General features: G+C 75.6%; 19 protein-coding genes. 11 read left to right on the forward strand and 8 right to left on the reverse strand.

The genetic code is table 11. The annotated features are described in order from the left end of the window. Positions 1-2: 2 nt before the first annotated feature. Positions 3-326 carry a putative quinol monooxygenase gene (locus VGI02_RS28080; protein ID WP_331633202.1) on the reverse strand — a complete coding sequence of 108 codons (324 nt, stop codon included), beginning with the start codon at positions 324-326 and terminating at the stop codon, positions 3-5. Between the two features lie 102 nt (positions 327-428). On the opposite strand from VGI02_RS28080, the gene VGI02_RS28085 reads away from it, so the two are divergent. From VGI02_RS28085 to VGI02_RS28105, 5 genes are all read left to right on the forward strand, one after another. Beyond that, on the forward strand, positions 429-1,340 hold the full coding sequence (locus tag VGI02_RS28085; RefSeq protein WP_331633204.1) for a helix-turn-helix transcriptional regulator: 912 nt from the start codon (positions 429-431) through the stop codon (positions 1,338-1,340). Further along, the gene (locus tag VGI02_RS28090; RefSeq protein WP_331633207.1) at positions 1,337-1,780 is read left to right on the forward strand and encodes a VOC family protein; all 444 of its coding nucleotides are present in this window, start codon (positions 1,337-1,339) and stop codon (positions 1,778-1,780) included. The genes VGI02_RS28085 and VGI02_RS28090 overlap by 4 nt, the downstream gene beginning before the upstream one ends. Before the next feature lie 246 nt (positions 1,781-2,026). Next, entirely contained in the window at positions 2,027-2,902 is an 876-nt protein-coding gene (locus VGI02_RS28095) for an EamA family transporter (protein WP_331633209.1), read from the forward strand. A gap of 282 nt (positions 2,903-3,184) precedes the next feature. Next, positions 3,185-3,676: a hypothetical protein gene (locus VGI02_RS28100; protein ID WP_331633211.1), complete on the forward strand. Its 492-nt coding sequence runs from the start codon at positions 3,185-3,187 to the stop codon at positions 3,674-3,676. Between the two features lie 10 nt (positions 3,677-3,686). Beyond that, on the forward strand, positions 3,687-4,037 hold the full coding sequence (locus VGI02_RS28105; protein ID WP_331633213.1) for a VOC family protein: 351 nt from the start codon (positions 3,687-3,689) through the stop codon (positions 4,035-4,037). 16 nt (positions 4,038-4,053) lie between these two features. Here the strand turns inward: VGI02_RS28105 and idi are convergent, their stop codons facing one another. The 5 genes from idi to VGI02_RS28130 form a co-directional block, all read right to left on the reverse strand. Continuing rightward, positions 4,054-4,659 (reverse strand): isopentenyl-diphosphate Delta-isomerase, encoded by a 606-nt coding sequence (gene idi / locus VGI02_RS28110; RefSeq protein ID WP_331633215.1) that lies wholly within the window; start codon positions 4,657-4,659, stop codon positions 4,054-4,056. Positions 4,660-4,700: 41 nt separating this feature from the next. Next, positions 4,701-5,399: a hypothetical protein gene (locus tag VGI02_RS28115; RefSeq protein WP_331633217.1), complete on the reverse strand. Its 699-nt coding sequence runs from the start codon at positions 5,397-5,399 to the stop codon at positions 4,701-4,703. Continuing rightward, positions 5,396-6,292 carry a hypothetical protein gene (locus VGI02_RS28120; protein ID WP_331633219.1) on the reverse strand — a complete coding sequence of 299 codons (897 nt, stop codon included), beginning with the start codon at positions 6,290-6,292 and terminating at the stop codon, positions 5,396-5,398. The genes VGI02_RS28115 and VGI02_RS28120 overlap by 4 nt, the downstream gene beginning before the upstream one ends. Further along, the gene (locus VGI02_RS28125; RefSeq protein WP_331633221.1) at positions 6,289-6,744 is read right to left on the reverse strand and encodes a hypothetical protein; all 456 of its coding nucleotides are present in this window, start codon (positions 6,742-6,744) and stop codon (positions 6,289-6,291) included. Before VGI02_RS28125 ends, VGI02_RS28120 begins: the two co-directional genes overlap by 4 nt. A gap of 134 nt (positions 6,745-6,878) precedes the next feature. After that, positions 6,879-7,817: a methionyl-tRNA formyltransferase gene (locus VGI02_RS28130; RefSeq protein WP_331633223.1), complete on the reverse strand. Its 939-nt coding sequence runs from the start codon at positions 7,815-7,817 to the stop codon at positions 6,879-6,881. A gap of 134 nt (positions 7,818-7,951) precedes the next feature. Between VGI02_RS28130 and VGI02_RS28135 the strand changes: the two genes are divergently transcribed. From VGI02_RS28135 to VGI02_RS28155, 5 genes are all read left to right on the forward strand, one after another. Then, complete coding sequence (locus tag VGI02_RS28135) at positions 7,952-8,434, forward strand: cation:proton antiporter regulatory subunit (RefSeq protein WP_331633225.1); 483 nt, start codon at positions 7,952-7,954, stop codon at positions 8,432-8,434. Between the two features lie 4 nt (positions 8,435-8,438). Next, a complete protein-coding gene (locus tag VGI02_RS28140; RefSeq protein WP_331633333.1) occupies positions 8,439-9,605 on the forward strand; it encodes a cation:proton antiporter in 1,167 nt (388 codons plus the stop codon). Positions 9,606-9,724: 119 nt separating this feature from the next. Beyond that, positions 9,725-10,996 carry a type VII secretion protein EccB gene (locus VGI02_RS28145; protein ID WP_331633227.1) on the forward strand — a complete coding sequence of 424 codons (1,272 nt, stop codon included), beginning with the start codon at positions 9,725-9,727 and terminating at the stop codon, positions 10,994-10,996. Positions 10,997-11,084: 88 nt separating this feature from the next. Further along, positions 11,085-11,417 (forward strand): WXG100 family type VII secretion target, encoded by a 333-nt coding sequence (locus VGI02_RS28150; RefSeq protein ID WP_331633229.1) that lies wholly within the window; start codon positions 11,085-11,087, stop codon positions 11,415-11,417. A 17-nt stretch (positions 11,418-11,434) separates the two neighbouring features. Continuing rightward, on the forward strand, positions 11,435-11,728 hold the full coding sequence (locus tag VGI02_RS28155; protein WP_331633231.1) for a WXG100 family type VII secretion target: 294 nt from the start codon (positions 11,435-11,437) through the stop codon (positions 11,726-11,728). A gap of 61 nt (positions 11,729-11,789) precedes the next feature. Here VGI02_RS28155 and eccCa read toward each other — a convergent pair whose 3' ends face one another. Continuing rightward, on the reverse strand, positions 11,790-15,869 hold the full coding sequence (eccCa, locus tag VGI02_RS28160) for a type VII secretion protein EccCa (RefSeq protein ID WP_331633233.1): 4,080 nt from the start codon (positions 15,867-15,869) through the stop codon (positions 11,790-11,792). Here eccCa and VGI02_RS28165 point away from each other — a divergent pair. Further along, positions 15,862-17,358 (forward strand): EsaB/YukD family protein, encoded by a 1,497-nt coding sequence (locus tag VGI02_RS28165; RefSeq protein ID WP_331633236.1) that lies wholly within the window; start codon positions 15,862-15,864, stop codon positions 17,356-17,358. The two genes, eccCa and VGI02_RS28165, sit on opposite strands and share 8 nt — an antisense overlap. On the opposite strand, the gene VGI02_RS28170 is transcribed toward VGI02_RS28165, so the two are convergent. Continuing rightward, a complete protein-coding gene (locus tag VGI02_RS28170; protein WP_331633237.1) occupies positions 17,355-17,666 on the reverse strand; it encodes a hypothetical protein in 312 nt (103 codons plus the stop codon). The two genes, VGI02_RS28165 and VGI02_RS28170, sit on opposite strands and share 4 nt — an antisense overlap. Between the last annotated feature and the right edge of the window lie 24 nt (positions 17,667-17,690).

Genomic DNA, 17,690 nt, shown 5'->3' on the forward strand with positions numbered 1-17,690 from the left:
GCTCAGCGGGGCTGCACCTCGCCCATCTCGCCCCAGCCGTCACCATCGACGCCCTGGACGCTGATGATCCGCGGCGTGGTGTCGACGTAGTCCGGCGCTTCCGCGACGAACTTCTTGAAGTGGTCCGAGGTCACGTGCGCCTCGGCCGAGCCGTCCTGGAACGCCTCGACGAGCGTGTAGGTGTTCTCCTCGTCGAGCGAGCGGTTCCACTCGAAGAAGATGTTGCCCGGCTCGGACCGCGTGCCCGCCGTGAACTCCTTCGTGAGCTCGGGGAAGCGGTCGGCGTACTCCGGCTTGACGGTCCACTTGACCGCAATGAAGATCATGACCGCAATCCTGGCACGGGAGTGGCGCCGAGCACACCGTCTCCGGCGGCCGACGCCGAGCGGACCTGGCGGACCGGACCGGACGTCGCGGACACTGACGCCATGAGCCGGGTGGACGAGATCGTCGCCTCGGCGTCGCGCGCCCCCGCCCCGGCACTGCGGGGCCTCGTCTCGTACCACGGCTACGACCTGCGCGGAGACGCTCCCGGACGCCACCGCGGGCTGCCCTCGCCGTACCTGACGGCCGTCGTCACCTTCGGCCCGCAGTTGGAGCTGGAACGTCCCGACGGCGTCCGCGACCGGTTCGCGGCCTGCGTCGGGGGCCTGCACGACGTGCCCGAGCGGATCGTCCACGACGGCCGCCAGTCCGGCATCTATCTCAGCGTGCACCCGCTCGCCGCGCGGGCGCTGTTCGGCCTCCCGGCCGCCGCTCTCGCCGCGATCACCGTCGCGGCGGACGACGTCCTCGGCCGCGCGGGGCGCGAGCTCGCCCACCGCGTCGCCGACGCCGAGGACGACGGGTGGGACGCCCGCTTCGCCGCCCTCGACGACGTCCTGCTGCGTCAGCTGGGCCGGCACGACGCGACCCCGGCGGTCACCGACGAGGTGCGCCACGCGTGGCGGGCCCTGACGGCGCCGGACCCGGGCGGGGTCGGCGACCTCGCCCGGGAGCTCGGCTGGAGCGGCGATCACCTGGGCCGCCGGTTCCGCGCCGAGTTCGGGGTGAGCCCGAAGGTGGCCGCGCGCATGGCCCGCTTCGACCGGGCCCGTCGGGACGTGGCCCGGCGCGCCGAGGCCGGAGTGCTCGCGCTGGCCGACGTCGCCGTCACCCACGGGTACGCCGACCAGGCCCACCTCGCCCGCGAGTTCCGGTCGCTCGCCGGCTGCACGGCGACACAATGGGTCGACGAGGAGGTCCGCGCCGGTCTGGCGACGGGGTCGGACACCCTCGATCCCTGGATCGGATTCGTCCAAGACCACGGGAGCGGCCGCGCGCCATCCTCGGCGGCATGAGCGAGACGACGACGACCGCCACCACGTCCACCACGACGCCCCCGGCCCAGGTGTGGCCCACCCTGCGCGCCCGCGACGCCCGGGCCCTGATCGACTTCTATGCCTCGGCGTTCGGGTTCACCGAGACCGTGGCCTACACCGACGACGCCGGGACGATCGTCCACGCCGAGCTGGCCTGGCCCCTCGGCGGCGGCCTCATGATGGGCCAGGAGCGCGAGACCACCGACGGCCACTGGAGCATCCGGGTCGGGTCGTTCGGGGGCTACGTCGTGACCCGCGACGCCGCGCACACCGACGAGATCTTCGCCCGGGCCGCGGCAGCGGGCGCGACGGTGATCGCCGAGCCCTACGACACCGACTACGGCTCGCACGACTGCACGCTGCTCGACCCGGAGGGCAACCACTGGCAGTTCGGGACCTACCCGGGCGCGCCGCGCTGACCACACGCGATGCGGCCGGGGGCGCTCGCGCGTACGGTCCGGCCTAGCACGTGGTTGCGCCTAGGGTTCCGCCTGCTGCCTGCCTCCCAGCCCACAACCAGGGTGGTCAGGGTCTGGACCGAGCGGCGCCACGGCCGCTCCGGCACCGCGCAGGAGCCGGTCGACACCTGACGGGATAAAAACCCCGAGGGCTCCGGTTCGACGCGCCCGTCCGCAGGACGGGCCCGACGCCGAGGAGCCTCTCCGGTGGCCGATGTTCTCGTTGCCCTCTCCCCCGCGGCCTCCGGGCTCTCGCCCGGGGTCGTCGCCATCACGCTGGTCGCGGCGGTGCTGCACGCCGTCTGGAACGCCGTCGCGCACGGCATCCCCGACCGCCTCGTCGGCTTCGCGCTGATCGGGGTCGCGTACACCGTGATCGGCGGGGTCACCGCCTGCGTCGTGGGGCTTCCGCCGGCGTCGGCGTGGCCGTTCGTGCTGGGCTCGGCCCTGCTCCACGTCGTCTACACGCTGCTGCTGTGGGCGAGCTACCAGCTCGGGGAGTTCAGTCAGGTCTATCCGGTGGCGCGGGGGACCGCGCCGTGGGTGGTGGCGGTGATCGAGGTCGTGCTGGGCCACGACCTGCCGGTGATCGAGCTGGTCGGGGTCGTGGTGATCTCGCTGGGGCTCGTCAGCCTCGCCCTCGACGGCGGACGGCCGTCCCGCTCGGCGCTGCCGGCACTGGCGGCCGCGGTCGCCACGGGGTTCTTCATCGCCGGGTACACGGTCGTCGACGCCGCGGCGGTCAGCACGACCCCGGTGCTCGTCTACGCGACCTGGATGTTCCTGATCCAGGGACCGGTCATGCCGCTCATCGCGGTCGTCCGACGGGGACGGCGCCTGCGGACCCAGACGGTCCCGGTACTGCTCGCCGGGCTCGCAGGCGGCGTGGTGTCGATCGCGGCCTACGGGCTGGTGCTGATCGCCCAGACCAGCGGAGCGACCGCCGCGGTCGCCGCGCTGCGCGAGACCAGCATCGTCATCGGCGCCGTCATCGGGACCGTGTTCCTCGGGGAGCGGTTCGGGAGGGGTCGCGTGATCGCGGCCGTCGTCGTCGCGGCGGGCATCGTCCTGGTCAACCTGTGACCGCGCCCGGGCGCCGATCGCGCCCACCCCTCCCGGGGGACGGGCGGGCGCGACCGTGCCGTCCGTCGCAGCGCGCCGAGGAGCAACGCCGCGACGGCGTCGTGGGGTGATCCGAGGTCGGCGACCCGGCGCGGGAAAGGTCGAGGGGGCCTGCCCGAGAAGGTTGAGGGGGGCCTGCGCCGAGCTGACTGTCCTCGCTCGCCGTGGGCAGCGCAAGGTGGCATCCGCGTCGCTATCGTCGCTCGAGGGTCGATCGCGGGCGGGCGGGGAGGTCGCGGAACGGTGCGTGAGTGGACGGATTTCGCGGTGGTGGTCGGCGGGGCCAGCGCCGCGCTGACCGGTCTGCTCTTCGTCGCGATCTCGATCAACATCGGCCCGATCGGCCGCTCGATCGGCCTGCGCTCCCGCGGGGCGCAGACGCTCGTCCTGTTCGCCGTCACGCTCGTGGTGTCGATCGTCCTGGCCGTTCCGGACCAGTCGCCGCTCGCCCTCGGGATCGAGCTCCTGGTCGTCGTCGTGATCGCCGGTGCCGGTCTCCTGACCCTCGATCGCCGGGCCGAGCGGGAGCAGGATTCGCCGCACCTCGCGCGCACCCTCGACCGTGTGAGCCCCAACGTCCTGACCCTCGCGCTCACGGCGGCGGCCGGCGTCCTCCTGATCACCGACCACGAGTGGGGGCTGTACCTCCTCGTCCCCTCTGCCGTGGTCGGGGTGGTCGGCGGGATCGCGAACGCGTGGCTCTTCCTGACCAAGCTCGAGGACCGAGACCCGTGAGAGGACTTCGATGATCACCGGCGCTCACACGATCATCTACAGCACCGACGCCGAGGCCGACCGGGCGCTGCTGCGCGACCTGCTCCGGGGACAGCCGACGGTCGACGCGGGCGGCGGCTGGCTGATCCTCGGGCTGCCGCCGTCGGAGGTCGCCGTGCACCCGACCGAGGGTGCGCCCCAGCACGAGCTGTACCTGATGTGCGACGACATCGAGGCCACCGTCGCCGACCTCTCCGCGCGCGGGGTGGTGCTCGAGGGCGGCGTCTCCGACCAGGGCTGGGGCCTGCTCACCACCATCCGGCTCCCCGGGGGCGGGGCGTTGGGCCTCTACGAGCCCCGGCACCCGGTCGCGGCCGGCTGACCGCACCCGGGCCGGTTCAGGCCGCCGCGGTGAGGCGCGCGGCCGGCGGGAGCGCGGCCGGGTCGGCGGTCGGCCAGGCGTCGGGGCCGTCGCCGAGAGCGGCGAGCTCGGCGACCTGCTGCACGCTCCACGGCGAGAGGCCGGTCCAGGTCCCCTCACGGACGGCCGCCACGAGGTCCGCCCAGGCCACGGGACGCACGTCGTCGACCTCGGCCGGATCGGGCGCGGGGGTGCCGCTGACGCGCGCCGTGAACACCGGGCACATCTCGCACTCGACGACGCCGTCCTGCTCGGCGCGGTAGCGGAACGCGGGCAGGACGAGGCGCGGCCGCCCGACGTCGACCCCCAGCTCCTGACGGCCGCGGCGGCGCACGGCGTCGTCGAGGGCCTCGCCGGGGCCGGGGTGGCCGCAGAAGCTGTTCGTCCACACCCCGGGGAAGGTCCGCTTGACCGCGGCACGCCGGGTCATCAGCAGCCGACCGGCGTCGTCGACGAGGTAGCACGAGAACGCCAGGTGCAGCGGGGTCCTGGCGTGATGCACCTCGGCCTTCGGGGCGGTGCCGGCCGCGGCACCGTCGGGGTCGAGGAGCACCACCAGCTCCGGACCGTCGTCGATCACCACGGGCGCCAGTATGGGCGCCGCGGCCGGGCCACGCCCGGCGCTCAGAGCAGGCAGGGCCCGGCCGAGGTGGTCAGGGTCGGGCTCCACGCGCCGGTCCAGGCTCCCGCGGCGGCGCGCACCCGCAGGGAGACCGTCGTCCTGAGCAGCGCGCGCACGGTCACCGCGTTCGACGTCGTGGAGGTCGAGCCGGAGGTGACGGGGGCGGCGAAGTCCGCCGTCGTCGCCGCCTGGAACTGGTAGGACGTCGCACCCGGCACGGCGGTCCAGCTCAGCGTCGAGGTGACCACGCCGAGCCCGGTGACGGCACCCGTCGTCGCACTCGTCGGCGGGGCGGTCGTCGTGGTCGTCGTCGTGGTGGTCGTCGGGGCCGCTGCCGTCGTCGGGGCGGCCGCCGTGGTCGGGGTCGTGGCCACGGGGGCGCTGGACGTGGTCGGCGCGGGAGTGGTCGTCGACGACGACCCGAGCGGCGCGGCCGTGGACGTCGTCGTCGCCCGGGACAGGGCCGCCGCGCGGGGCAGGGCCTCGACGGCGCCTCCCCCGGCGGTGAACTTGGCGCCCGATCCGCTGAGCAGGCCACCGCAGGCCCACGTCGTCGCCGACGCGGTGGTCGTACCCAGGCTGCCCGCGCGGGCGGTCACGCTCCCGGGCCCGCTGCTCGACCACGCCGCCAGCGCCACTCCGCCCCCCGCCAACAGGGCCACCACCGTGACCAGGGCGAGCAGGGGCAGCCGGCGACTCACGGCGTGCTCGCGACGCCGACGGTGACGGGCACGGTGAAGGTCGCCCCCTGGCAGCCGCTCTCCGAGGCGGTGGACATCGCGACGGCGCCCGCGAGGGTGAGCGTCGTGGACCCCTTCGCCGCCAGCGTGACCCCGGGCTGCGCGGCGATGAAGGACACGCCCGTCGTCGTGCAGGTCCCGACGCCCCCGCTCGCCGTCGCGGTGCCGTTCGGGGCGATCGTCAGGATCTTCACCTTGTAGGGGTTCGGGTTGGTGACGGTGACGACGGCGGTGCCGGTGGCACCGGGCGTCAGCAGCCCGGAGGTGACCGCGCTGCCGGCGACGGCGCCCGTCGTCGGCGGGAGGGCGCTCCCCGCGGCCACACCCGGCTTGCCGGAGCCGGAGCTCAGCCACGCGGCGACCGCGATGCCCGCCGCACCGAGGGCCGCCGCGAGCGCGGCCAGCGCGATGAGCACCGTGGCGCGCGACGTCCGCCCGAAGCGCCCCGGGCGGACGGTTCCGGGCGCGCGCCGGGCGCGGCGCCGCAGCGGCCACCACCGGGGGCGGTCCGCGCTCGCGACCTGCCCGGGCGTCTCGACGACGGCGGGCACGTCCGACGCGCGCCGTGGCGGGCCGGGCCGGGCGGGCCTGCCGCGGGAGAGCGTGGGCGCGGGGATGCCGACCGGTGGTGTCGGACGCGGATCCCGGTTGCGCGGCACCGCGGGGTCCACCGTGGGCGCGGGGACGGCGACCGGTTCGGTGTCCGCGTCCGGGTCGACACCGGCGGCGCCCGCGGTCGGCGGGACGGGGACGCGGCCGGTGGAGTGCCGCGGGCGCCGGCCCGGCAGCGGGATCGGTCCCGTCCGCTCGATCGGTCCGCGCCCCTCCCGCGCCAGCAGCGACTCGACCTTCACCCGGCCGCGGAGGCGAGCTGCGCGGTCAGCGGCATCGTGAACGTCTGGCCCTGGCAGGAGTTGTCGGGGTCGGTCAGCATGGTCGCCGAGAGCGGGTAGGAGTTCGAGGCGTTCGGCGCGATCGTCCCGGTCGGGTTGGGGACGGCGGGGCTGGTCACCGTGCCCGCCGGGCAGCTGCCCGCCGTGGCCAGCGACGAGCTCGCGCTGATGCTCACGACCTTCACCGGGTACGGGTTCGGGTTGTTGATCGTCACCGTGTAGGTGCTGGTCGAGCCCGGGAAGAGCTGCGCGCCGGAGGAGTTCGAGCTGATCGTCGAGCTCACCGCGACGCTGGAGGTGGTGGTGCCCGTGCCGGAGCCGCTCGAGAGGTAGGCGGCGAACGCGATGCCCGCGCCCGCGAGGACCAGCAGGACCCCGCCGAGGACGGCGAGCCGCTTCCGATTACGCGTCATGGTCTTCCTCGATCTTCCGCATCGTCGAGGAACGTGTCGTCACGTCCCCCGACGACGGGACCGGGAAGCTTGTCCATCCTGACGCTGCGTCACCAGATGGTGTGGCCACATCACATCGACGGGTTGAACCCGGGTCAGGCGAGGTAATCGCCCATTCGCTGGAAGTAGTCGCCCGCGACGTGCTCGACGTCGTGCTCGTCCCTGACCCGCGCCAGGACCAGGCCGTGCTGGTTCCCGCGCCACGCCTCGGGGCCGGCCACCACGATCACGCCGGAGCCCTCGCGCGCGAAGACCCGGCCGTGCGTGCCGCCGCAGCGGTTCGCCGAGACGCTCGCCTCGAGGACGCGCAGCCTGCGTCCCTCGTGCAGGCACCAGGCGTTCGGGTACGGCCCGGTCTGCGCGCGGACGAGGTTGACCAGGTCCTTCGCGGCGCGGTCCCAGTGGATCCGGTTGTCCGGGTCGGCGCGCTTGTGGAAGAAGCTCGCGTGCTCGGGGTCCTGGCGCAGCCAGTCGAACGGACCGGACTCGACGCGGTCCAGCGCGTCGATCGTCAGCGGCCCGAACAGCGTGACGGTCCGGTGGAAGAGATCCTCGGTGGTGTCGGTCGGCGTCACCGGGACGGTGCGCTGGGTGATGATGTCACCGCGGTCCAGGTCGGCGTCCATCCAGTGCGCGGTGATCCCGACCTGCGACTCACCGTTGATGAGCGCCCAGTTCAGCGGCGAGAAGCCGGCGTACTTCGGCAGCAGCGCGTCGTGGGTGTTCACGGTGCCGCGGGTGGGCGCTCCGAACACCTTCGGCGAGATCCAGGTCCGCCAGTTGCACGCGACGCCGATCTCCGCGCCGCTGTCGGTGATGGCGGCGACGAGGTCGTCGTCGACGGCCTTCTCGCGGTAGAGCACCGGGATGTCGTGCGAGCGCGCGAGGTCGCCCATCGACTCCTCGAAGATGACCGGCGCGGGTTCACCCTCCTCCGGGTGGCTCACGCAGAGCACCACCTCGTGGCGACTGTCCAGCAGGTCGGCGAGCAACCTCGCGCCCCACTTCTGGTAGCCGAACAACACCACGCGCACGGTCGTCTCCTCGCCTCCGTTGGTCAGGTGAGGCTCACCTTAGATGGCACGCTCCGTATGTCGGCAATGACGCATTGCTCACGGCGAACGTCAGGAACGGCACATTCCCGGCAGCCGGGTACGGTCTCGTCCCGATGGACGTCGAAGTCACCCGCCTGCCCGGGATCGGCACCAAACAGGAGTTCACGACGGCGGCGGGGCGCCGGCTGGGGGTGCTCACCCACCGTGACGGGCACCGCGAGCTGATGCTGTCGTCCGCGGACGATCCGGACGCCACCGGGATCACCGTGGGGTTGACCGAACCGGAGTGCAATGCACTCGGGACGCTGCTCGGCGCGCCCAACCTCATCGCCAAGCTGCGCGATCAGCAGCGCGAGGTGGAGGGCGTGAGCACCGCGCAGTTCCCGATCGCGGCGGGCTCGCCCTACGTCGGCCGGTCGCTCGGCGACACCGAGATGCGCACCCGGACGGCGACCTCGATCGTCGCCGTGGTCCGCGACTCCGTCGTCTCGCCGTCGCCGCGGCCCGACTTCGTCTTCGCCTCCGGAGACCTCGTCGTCATCGTCGGCACCGGCGACGGCCTCAAGGCGGCCGCCCGGATCCTCGAGGAGGGCTGACAGCCTGCACTCCACCGCCACTGCCCTCATCGAGCTCGGGGCGCTGCTCTTCGCCCTCGGTGTCCTCGGCAGGCTCGCCGGGCGGATCGGGGTGTCGCCGGTACCGCTCTACCTGCTCGGCGGGCTGGCGTTCGGCCAGGGCGGGCTGCTGCCGCTCGACGGGATCGACGGCTTCACCGAGCTCGCGAGCGAGGTCGGCGTCGTCCTGCTGCTGCTCCTGCTCGGGCTGGAGTACTCGGCGAGCGACCTGGTGACCGGTCTGCGTCGCTCCTGGCTCGGCGGAGTCGTCGACATGGTGCTCAACGCGGCGCCCGGGGCGATCGCGGCACTGATCCTGGGGTGGGGCCCGCTCGGAGCACTCGCGATGGCCGGGGTGACGTGGGTGTCGTCGTCGGGCATCGCGGCGAAGCTGCTCGAGGAGCTCGGCAGGCTCGGTAACCGGGAGACCCCCGCGGTGCTCTCGGTGCTGGTCATGGAGGACCTCGCCATGGCCGTCTACCTGCCGGTGACGACGGCGGCGCTGGCCGGGCTCACCTTCGTCGCCGGGCTGCGCACGGTCGGGATCGCGCTGGCGCTGCTCGTCGCCGTGCTCGTCATCGCCCTGCGCTACGGCAGGTTCGTGTCGGCGATCGTCGAGTCGCCGACGTCGGAGGTGTTCCTGCTCCGCGTGTTCGGGGTGGCCCTGCTGGTCGCGGGCGTGGCCTCCGAGCTGCAGGTGTCCGCCGGCGTGGGTGCGTTCCTGCTCGGGATCGCGATCTCGGAGGACACCGCGGAGAACGCGGCCCGGGTCCTGGCCCCGTTGCGGGACCTGTTCGCAGCGGTGTTCTTCGTGGTGTTCGGGCTCAACACCGATCCCGCGCTCATCTCCGACGTGCTGCCCGCGGCGATCGCGCTCGCCGTCGTGTCGACCCTGACCAAGGTCGGGGCCGGCTGGTTCGCGGCCGCGCAGATCGGAGTCGGGACGCTCGGACGGCTGCGCGCAGGAGCGGCGCTGGTGGCCCGCGGCGAGTTCTCGATCGTCATCGCGGGGCTCGCGCTGACCTCGGGGGCGGTCGCGCCCGGGCTCGCGCCGCTGGCGACGACCTATGTGCTGATCATGGCCGTGCTCGGCCCGGTGTGCGCGCGACTCGTGGAACCGACGTACCGGAAGGTCGTGGCGCGGGCGGCCTGAGCTCGTTTGTCAGCGATGTGGCATCGCTGACGCCGGACGTCAGTAACTCCGCATCCTCGACGGCCCGGTTCTCCCGAACGGCCACCACGCCGTGCGCCCGTTCGGCAGCATCCGGGCTCGTGGCGAGCAGGCGGGAGCTCATCGAGTCCGAGGACTTCGCGCGCCGCCGGGGCGTCGCGGCCCTCGTGCGCGGTGACGCCCTGGCGATCGAGGACGTCCCGCGCCGGCCGAACGCCGGCCTGCTCGTCGGCCTCGTCGTCGTCGTGCTCGTCGCCGCCGTCTCGGCCGCCTCCGCGTTCCTCACCGGCCGCGCCCCCGACGGCTGGCGCGACGACGGCACCCTCGTCGTCGACCGCGAGACCGGCGCCCGCTACCTCGCCACGGCGGGCCTGCTGCGCCCCGCCCCGACCCTGACCGCGGCGCTGCTCGCCGGCGCACGACGCGAACCGGTGCTGGTGCCGCACGCGCGGGTCCTCGGGGTGCCGGTCGGGACCGCGCTGCCCGACGACGGCACGCCCGAGCTCCCGCCTTCACTCCCCGCCCCACCTCCACCACTGACGGCCTGTGCCTCGTCGGCGGACCGGGTCGCGGTCTTCACCGGGACACCTGCGGGCGCGGCCCGCGCCGGGACCGGGGTGCTCGCCCGGCCCGCGGGCGGCACCGAGATCGTGCTGCTCACCGGCGGGGCGGCCCACCACGTCGAGCCCACGGCGCTGCCCGCCCTCGGGTACGCGCCCGCCCAGATCCGCGACGTGCCCGAGGCCTGGATCGCGCTGCTCCCCCGCGGCGGCGACCTCGCGCCCACGCCGGCGCCGGGACCCGTCGTCGCGACGACCGCCGGGTCCCGCTACGTCCTCGACCGGGGCCGGGCGCGTCAGGTCGCCGACGACACCAGCGCGCGGCTGTTCCCCACGCCCGCCCGGACCGTGGATGCGGAGGAGATCCTCGCGCTGCCCGCCGGCCCGCCGGTCGGGCTGCGCGACGTCCCGAGCGGGCCGCCCACCGTGCCCGCGCGGGAGTCGCCCACCGTGGCGTGCGTGGTCGGCGGGGGCGAGAGCCCGCGCCTGGTGGTTCAGGACACCGCGCTGGACACGACGACACGGGCCGGCCCGGAACGCGTGCTCGGCGGCGGCGCGCGCCCGCTGCGGGTGACGTGGCACGTGCCGCCGGGCGGGGGCGCGCTGCTGGCGCCTCCCGAGTTCGACCGGGAGCGCCCGCCCTCCGGTGACCGTGACGATCCGATGGTGGTCGTCGACGGCGGGCTCGGCTTCCCGGTCGCCGACGACGAGGCCCTGCGCGCGCTGGGCTACGACCGCGCCCGGGTGCTGCCGATCGGGCGGCCGTGGTTCGCCCTGCTCGGCGCCGGGCCGCGGCTCGCCGTCACGGACTGACGCCCGGTTTCCCCAAAGCGCACCCACGGGCCCCGTCGCTTTGCCACCGTGATCGCCGGAACCGGTTCCACCCGGGGGAGGAGATCTCATGGCGGGGCAGTACGACGTCTCGACCGACACGATGGCCCAGTCGCAGTCGCGCATGGCGTCGAACGTGGCGGACATCCGTTCCGAGCTCACGCAGCTGCGCGGCAAGCTCGGTGCACTCGAGGGGCAGTGGATGGGCGACGGGAACACCGCGTTCACTGGCGCCCACGCGCGCTACGAGGCCGCGAACCAGAAGCTCAACCAGGCGCTCGACACCATCAGCTCGCTCGTCGCCCGGGCGCGCGACGGCTACCGGACCAGCGACTCCGCGGCGGGCCAGCGCCTCACCCAGTCGGGCGCGGGCATGGACGACGTCACCGTCCCCGGGTTCTAGAGGAGAGGACACCCACCATGGCAGATCGGATCAAGGTCTCTTTCGGGGCGCTCGACACCGCCGTCGCGGACCTCAACAGCGGAGTGCAGCAGATGGGCCAGCGCATGCAGCAGCTGCGCTCGGACATCGCGCCGATGCTCTCCACCTGGGACGGCGCGGCCCGCGAGTCGTACGCCGCCGCCCAGCAGCAGTGGGACTCGGGCTGGAGCGAGCTGCAGTCCGCGCTGGGTCAGCTCCAGCAGGCCACCGCGGGCTCGAACGAGGAGTACAACGCCACCGAGCGGGCGGCGATGCAGTCCTTCCAGGCGTGACGGTGCGCCGGGTGTGACGGTGCGCCGGGCGTGATGGGTGCCCGGGGCCGGCGGGTGGCTGTCACCCGTCGGCCTCGGGCACCCACGCCACCTGCACCAGCTCGGGCTCCGTGCGCCGGGTGACGTACTGCGCGCGTCCCGCGGGGAGGTGCTTCGCGCGGACCCCGTGCAGCAGGGCGCCCTCGTCGCGCGGCCCGGAGTGCAGCAGCCCCGGCCCGCCGAGCTCACGCAGCCGCCGCAGCACCGGCTGCGTCAGGCCGGACGCCGCGCCCGACGCCGACCGCGCGAGCACCACGTGCAGGCCGATGTCCCGCCCCTGGGCGAGGAGGTCGAGCAGCGGGCTCAGCGGGTCGCCGCTCGGGGTCGCGACGAGGTCGTGGTCGTCGACCACCACGAGCATGTGCGGCCCGCTCCACCAGCTCCGGGCCCGCAGTTGCGCGGGCGTGACCTCGGGCCCCGGAAGGCGCTCGGCCATCTTGTCCGCCGCGACGCGCAGCGTGCGCTCCGCGGCGGGCGCCGACCCGAGATAGGTCGACAGGTGCTCCGCGGGCACCGCGTCGAGCAGGGTCCGGCGGTAGTCGACGACGACCACCCGCAGCTCCTCCGGCGGGTACGCCGCGCACAGCGCCGTGACCAGGGCGCGCAGGGTCGCCGTGCGCCCGGACCCGGACTCGCCGAACACCAGCAGGTGCGGGTCCCGGCCGGAGAGCACGTCGAGCTCCAGCGGCGCGAGATCGTGCTCGCGCATCCCGACCGGCACGCTCCGACCGCCCCCGCCCCCGCCCCCGCCCCCGGCCGAGGCCGGTGCGGCCGGGACCAGCCAGGCGGCCGGGACGAGCGAGGGCAGCATCCGGATCGCCGGCGCGCCCGACCCGGGCCAGGCCGCCGTCGCCCGTGCGGCGGTCGTGACCGCGTCCTCCGTGCGCCCGTCCTCGTCGGTGATCACGGGCAGCGCGATCTGGGCCTTGAACCCGGCGCCCACCAGCGCCCGGCCCGGTGTCGTCGGCACGCTGCGGGCGGCGCGCCGGTCGATCAGCGAGTCCGCGGAGTCCCCCAGCCGCAGTTCGACGCGGGTCCCGAGCGCGTCGCGCAGCGCCGGCCGCAGGTCCCACCAGCGTCCGGCGCTGATCACGAGGTGCACCCCGTGCCCGAGGCCCCGCGCCGCGAGGGCGGTGAGCCGGGGCTCGAGGTCCTCGAACTCCCCGCGCAGGGCGCCCCAGTCGTCGACGACCAGCAGGACGTCGCGGCCGTACCCGCCGTCACCGGGATCTCGGCCGGCGACGGCGACCGCGCTCCCGGCGCCGTCCGACGCCCGGCCCGCCGATGCCCGGCCCGCCGACGCCCGGGCCGTGACCGCGTGCTCGGGCGCCGCCGTGGCGCGCTCCCGCTCGGCGACCAAACCCTCGAGCTGCGCCACCAGCCGTCGCACCGTCTCGGGGCGGTGCCTGCCGGCGACGCCCCCGACGTGCGGCCAGCCCGCGAGCGTCGCGAGCGCCCCGCCGCCGAGGTCGATCGCGTAGACCGTCAGCTCGTCCGGGGTGTGGGTGAGCGCCGCGGCGGTCACGAGCGCGCGCAGGGCGGTGCTCTTCCCGGTGCGCGGTGCCCCGACGAGACCGAGGTGGCCTCCGGTGCCCGAGAGGTCGACGACCAGGGGTTCCTGGGCCTGGCGGTCGGGCCGGTCGACGATGCCGAGCGGCAGCGCGAGCGTTCCCGGGCGCGGCGCGAGCAGCCCCTGGCCGGGCACGGTGACGGGCCGGGAGAGCACGGCGGTCAGCGGCAGCGCGGCAGGCAGGGACGGGAGCCACACCTGGTGCACGGGGGCGGCGGCCTCGCGGAGCCGGGCGACGACGACGTCGAGGGTCGAGCGCTGTGCCGGGTCGGAGAGCTCCGGGCCCAGCGCAGGCATGTCGTCGGCGAGCTCGCCGCGCCCGTCGAAGGCCCGGAACGGCCGCGACCGCGGACGGGCGACCCGGCCGCGGGCCGGCTCGGTGTAGGGCGCGGACACCGTCGAGACCCGCAGGCGCCGGTACACGCTGGTGTCGACCTTGAGGTAGGCCGAGCCGGGCACCGGCGGCAGCTCGAAGGCGTCGGTGTTGCCGATGACGGTGCGGCTCTCCGCGGCCGAGAACGTCCGCAGCGCGAGCCGGTAGGACAGGTGCGAGTCGAGCCCGCGCAGCCGCCCCTCCTCCAGCCGCTGGGTGGCGAGCAGCAGGTGCACCCCGAGGCTGCGTCCGACCCGCCCGATCTGCACGAACAGGTCGATGAAGTCGGGCTGCGCGGTGAGCAGCTCGGAGAACTCGTCGACGACGACGAGCAGGTGTGGCATCGCCCGCGGGCGGCCCCTCGAGCCGTCCGGCCGGGCGCCCTCGCCGGCGAGCCGCAGCTTGCGGTGCTCGCGGATGCCGGTGAGGTTCCCCGCGTCGCGCAGCAGCTGCTCGCGTCGCCTCAGCTCGCTGCGCAGCGCGTCGCCGAAGCGCTCGACGGTCTCCGGGTCGTCCTCGAGGTCGGTGATCGACCCGGCGACGTGGGGCAGCTCGGCCATCCCCGCGAACGTCGCTCCGCCCTTGTAGTCGACCAGCACGAGCGCGAGGTCGTCGGGCGGATGGGTGGCGGCGAGCCCGGTGACCAGGGTGCGCAGCAGCTCCGACTTGCCCGAGCCGGTCGCCCCGACGACGAGCCCGTGCGGCCCCATCCCCGACAGCGCGGACTCCTTGAGGTCGAGCTCGACCGGCACCCCGTCCGCGTCGACGCCGAGCGGCACCCGCAGCAGGTCCGGCTCGTCGCGCCGTACCCAGGTCCGGCCGGGGTCCAGCGCGGCCACGTCGTCCACACCGAGCAGGTCGGGCAGCCCACCGACCTCGGACAGCGCGACCCGGCCCGCCCGTCGCGACAGCCGGCGCGGCGCGAGACGGCGGGCGAGGGTCTCGGCCTCGGCCACCCCGAGGGCGTCCGGCACGAGCCGGTCGGTCGCGGCGAGGCCCGCGAGATCCTCGGGCGCGGCGCCGTCGCGCCCGCGGCGGACCTCGACGGCGGCGCGGGTGCGCTCGACGGACACGGTGACATCGACACCCGCGGGGCGCCGGGCGGGGTCGGCGACCACGTGCAGGAGCGCGACGCCGAGCCCGGGCAGGTCCTCCAGCGGGTCCGGGACGGCGAGCGCACCGTCGACCACGACGACGAGCGCCGGGCCCCGGTCCGCCCGCGACGCGGTCAGGTGATGCTCCGCGGCGCGCTGCCGGTGCCGGCGGCGATCGAGCTCGGCGGCGAGCAGCCGGAGCAGACCGGCCGCGTCCTCGGCGACCATCACCCCGGTGCCGTCCGGCCCGCCACCCGAGGGATGGCGGGCGTGCGGCAGCCACTTCACCCAGTCCCAGTCGTGCCGGGCGGCGGGATCGGGGCAGCAGACGGCGACGCGGACGTCGTCCGGGGCGTGCAGCGTGACCAGCTGCGCGAGCATCGCCCGCGCGAGCGCCCGGCCCCGCGCCGGGTCGCCGACCAGTGCGACCCCACGACGCAGCGGCAGCGCGACCGGGACGTCGGGCACCGGACCGAGACGCTCGACGAGCCGGCGCGCCGCCGCCTCGGTGCCGGGGTCCCGGGGCGAGGTGGGATCGGCGTCGGGCAGTTCCGGCGCGGCGACCCCGGGCACGCGCCCGCGGCCGGCACGCAGGCAGAGGAAGTCCGGGTCCCCGGGGCGACGCTCCCAGAGCTTCTCCGGGCGGTCCGGGATCCCGACGAGCAGCGACGGGTCGGGGTGGGTCTCCTCGGCGGTCCCGCGCTGGTCGTCGGCGGCCGCGCGCAGCGCCGTGCGGACCTCGGCGAGGTGGGCGAGATAGCGCAGCCGGGTGTCGGTGCCCTGCTCCTTCGACCGGCCGCGCGTCTGCACGAACATCATCACGCCCATCCCGAGGGCGCCGAGGACGAACACCCCGCCCGCCAGGAAGTAGACGGGGTTCCGGTTCACGAGCGCGAACCCGAGCATCCCGGCGCTGCCGAGCAGCGGGAACAGCGCGTACGTCCACGGGGTGGGCGGGCCGCCCCCGCTCGACGCGGGTGGGTCGGCCAACCGGACCGGCCCGGGAGTCGGTCGAATCGGCCCACTCCGCGGCGGACGGTGCACCAGGATGTCGTTCATGGACATCGTCCGTCACTCCTCACCGGTCCCGGCGCTGCCGCCGGGCTCCGAGGGCGCCTGGTGCACCGTGCGGGTGCGGGGCCCGGAGGGCGCGGTCGACGCGGCCCTGCCCGCCACCGCCTCCGTCGCCGAGGTCGTCGACGAGCTCGCGGGCCGCCTCCTGCCGGGGGCCCCGCTCGTGCGCGGGGCGGACGGCCGACCCTGGTACCTCCATCGCACCGGGGCGGGCCCGCTCCCGCCCGGCGTCTCGTTGGAGTCCGCCGGGGTGCGCGACGGCGACGTGCTGCACCTCGGCCCGTGGCCGATGCCGCGTCCCGCCCAGGCGGTGGACGACGGCCTCGTCGCCCTCGCCGACGGGGCCTCCCGGGTCCCGCGCTGGACCCCGCACCGTGTCGGTGTGCTGGTCACGGCGCTGCTCGTCGCGGTCTCCACGGTGGCCGCCGGGCTCTCGCTGGCCCTGCCGGGCGGGCCGCTCGTGCCGCTGGCCCTGGCGGGGATGCTCCTCGGGCTCGCGGCGCTCCAGCGGCGCACGCGTCCCGCCGTCGACCGGGTGGCGCTGCCCGCCGGCGAGCACGCCGAGCCCGCGCATGCCGGCCCGTCGTCCTCCCGGGCGGGTGACCTGCCCGCGCTCGGCGCCGGGCTCTCCTGCCTACCCGCGTGGATCGCGGCCGGCGTCGCCACCGGCATGATCGGCGGCGGCACACTTCCGCTGGTGCTGACGATGGCCGGCGCGGCCCTGGCGGTCGGGGCCGGGCTGGCGTGGCTCGTCGCGGGCGAGCGCGGGCCCTGGTGGGCGGGCGCGGGAACCCTCGGGGTGGCGGTCGCGCTGCCCTCGGCACTCGTGGCGGGCGGCGTCCTGCTGCCGCTGCGGGCGGTCGCCGTGGTGCTGACCCTGTGGCTGGCGGTCTCGCTGGCGCTGCCGTGGGTCGTCACCCGCGGCCGCACCTGGACCGACCCGCGCGAGGATGCCGCGCTGCTCGTCGCGCAGGCCGAGAACACCCGCCGCGCCCTCGACGTCGGGGCGCTCGTGGCCGCGGTCGCCGCGTCGTCCGGTCTGGTGCTGCTCGCCCTCTCGGGCGGGGCGGTGGCCGGCGGCCCGGACGGCGGCATGGTCCTCGGCTTCGTCATCGCGACCTCCCTCGCCGCTGCGCTGCGCGCGAGGCGGTCGGTGTTCGTCGTGGAGTCGGCGGCCCTGGTCGGGGCCGGGGTCGTCGGGCTGGCGGCCGCCGCGAGCGCGGCTGCGCTGTCCGGTCCGGTGGCCCGCGGTCTCGTGGCCGCGGGCCTCGTGCTGGTGGTGGGCGTGCTCGTCGGGCTCGGCGGGGCGCTGCGGGCCGCCGACGCGGGCGACGACCGGGTGCTCGCCTGGTGGCACCGTCCGCGCACCCAGCGCCTGCTCGGATGGCTGGAGACGGCTGCCGCGGTCGCGGTGCTCCCGCTGCTCGCCGGAGTGCTCGGTGTCTACCTCGCGGCGGCCGACGCGGGGGCCCGGCTCTAGGGGCCGGGCACGGTGCCCTCGATCCGGCGGCTCGCCGCGGCGTCGCTGGACCGGTAGTTCCCCGCCGCCGTCGTGACGTTCGCCGACGTGGCCGTCACCGCCTCGGCGAGGGCCTGCGCCCGCTGCGCGAGCTCGGCCCCCAGCGCGCCGAGAGCTCCGGCCAGCGGTCCACCGTTCACCCCGCCCGCCGCCGACGAGGCGGCGCCCGACGCCTGCCCGCCCAGGCCGCCGAGCCGTCCCCCGGCCGCCGAGAGCGCCGACGCGCCGCCCTCCATCGCGCCGGAACTGGCCTCGAAGCCGTCCGCCATCTCGTCCTCCCGGTGTCCCCGAAC

The organism is Actinomycetospora sp., assembly GCF_036497245.1.
Lineage (GTDB): Bacteria > Actinomycetota > Actinomycetes > Mycobacteriales > Pseudonocardiaceae > Actinomycetospora.

Bases quoted from the DNA above. Each gene is read 5' to 3' on its own strand.
- VGI02_RS28090 (WP_331633207.1), top strand. From the start codon at position 1,337: ATGAGCGAGACGACGACGACCGCCACCACGTCCACCACGACGCCCCCG.
- VGI02_RS28135 (WP_331633225.1), top strand. From the start codon at position 7,952: ATGGACGTCGAAGTCACCCGCCTGCCCGGGATCGGCACCAAACAGGAG.
- VGI02_RS28170 (WP_331633237.1), bottom strand. From the start codon at position 17,666: ATGGCGGACGGCTTCGAGGCCAGTTCCGGCGCGATGGAGGGCGGCGCG.
- VGI02_RS28125 (WP_331633221.1), bottom strand. From the start codon at position 6,744: ATGACGCGTAATCGGAAGCGGCTCGCCGTCCTCGGCGGGGTCCTGCTG.
- VGI02_RS28155 (WP_331633231.1), top strand. From the start codon at position 11,435: ATGGCAGATCGGATCAAGGTCTCTTTCGGGGCGCTCGACACCGCCGTC.
- VGI02_RS28105 (WP_331633213.1), top strand. From the start codon at position 3,687: ATGATCACCGGCGCTCACACGATCATCTACAGCACCGACGCCGAGGCC.
- VGI02_RS28150 (WP_331633229.1), top strand. From the start codon at position 11,085: ATGGCGGGGCAGTACGACGTCTCGACCGACACGATGGCCCAGTCGCAG.
- eccCa (WP_331633233.1), bottom strand. From the start codon at position 15,869: ATGTCCATGAACGACATCCTGGTGCACCGTCCGCCGCGGAGTGGGCCG.
- VGI02_RS28085 (WP_331633204.1), top strand. From the start codon at position 429: ATGAGCCGGGTGGACGAGATCGTCGCCTCGGCGTCGCGCGCCCCCGCC.
- VGI02_RS28080 (WP_331633202.1), bottom strand. From the start codon at position 326: ATGATCTTCATTGCGGTCAAGTGGACCGTCAAGCCGGAGTACGCCGAC.
- VGI02_RS28165 (WP_331633236.1), top strand. From the start codon at position 15,862: ATGGACATCGTCCGTCACTCCTCACCGGTCCCGGCGCTGCCGCCGGGC.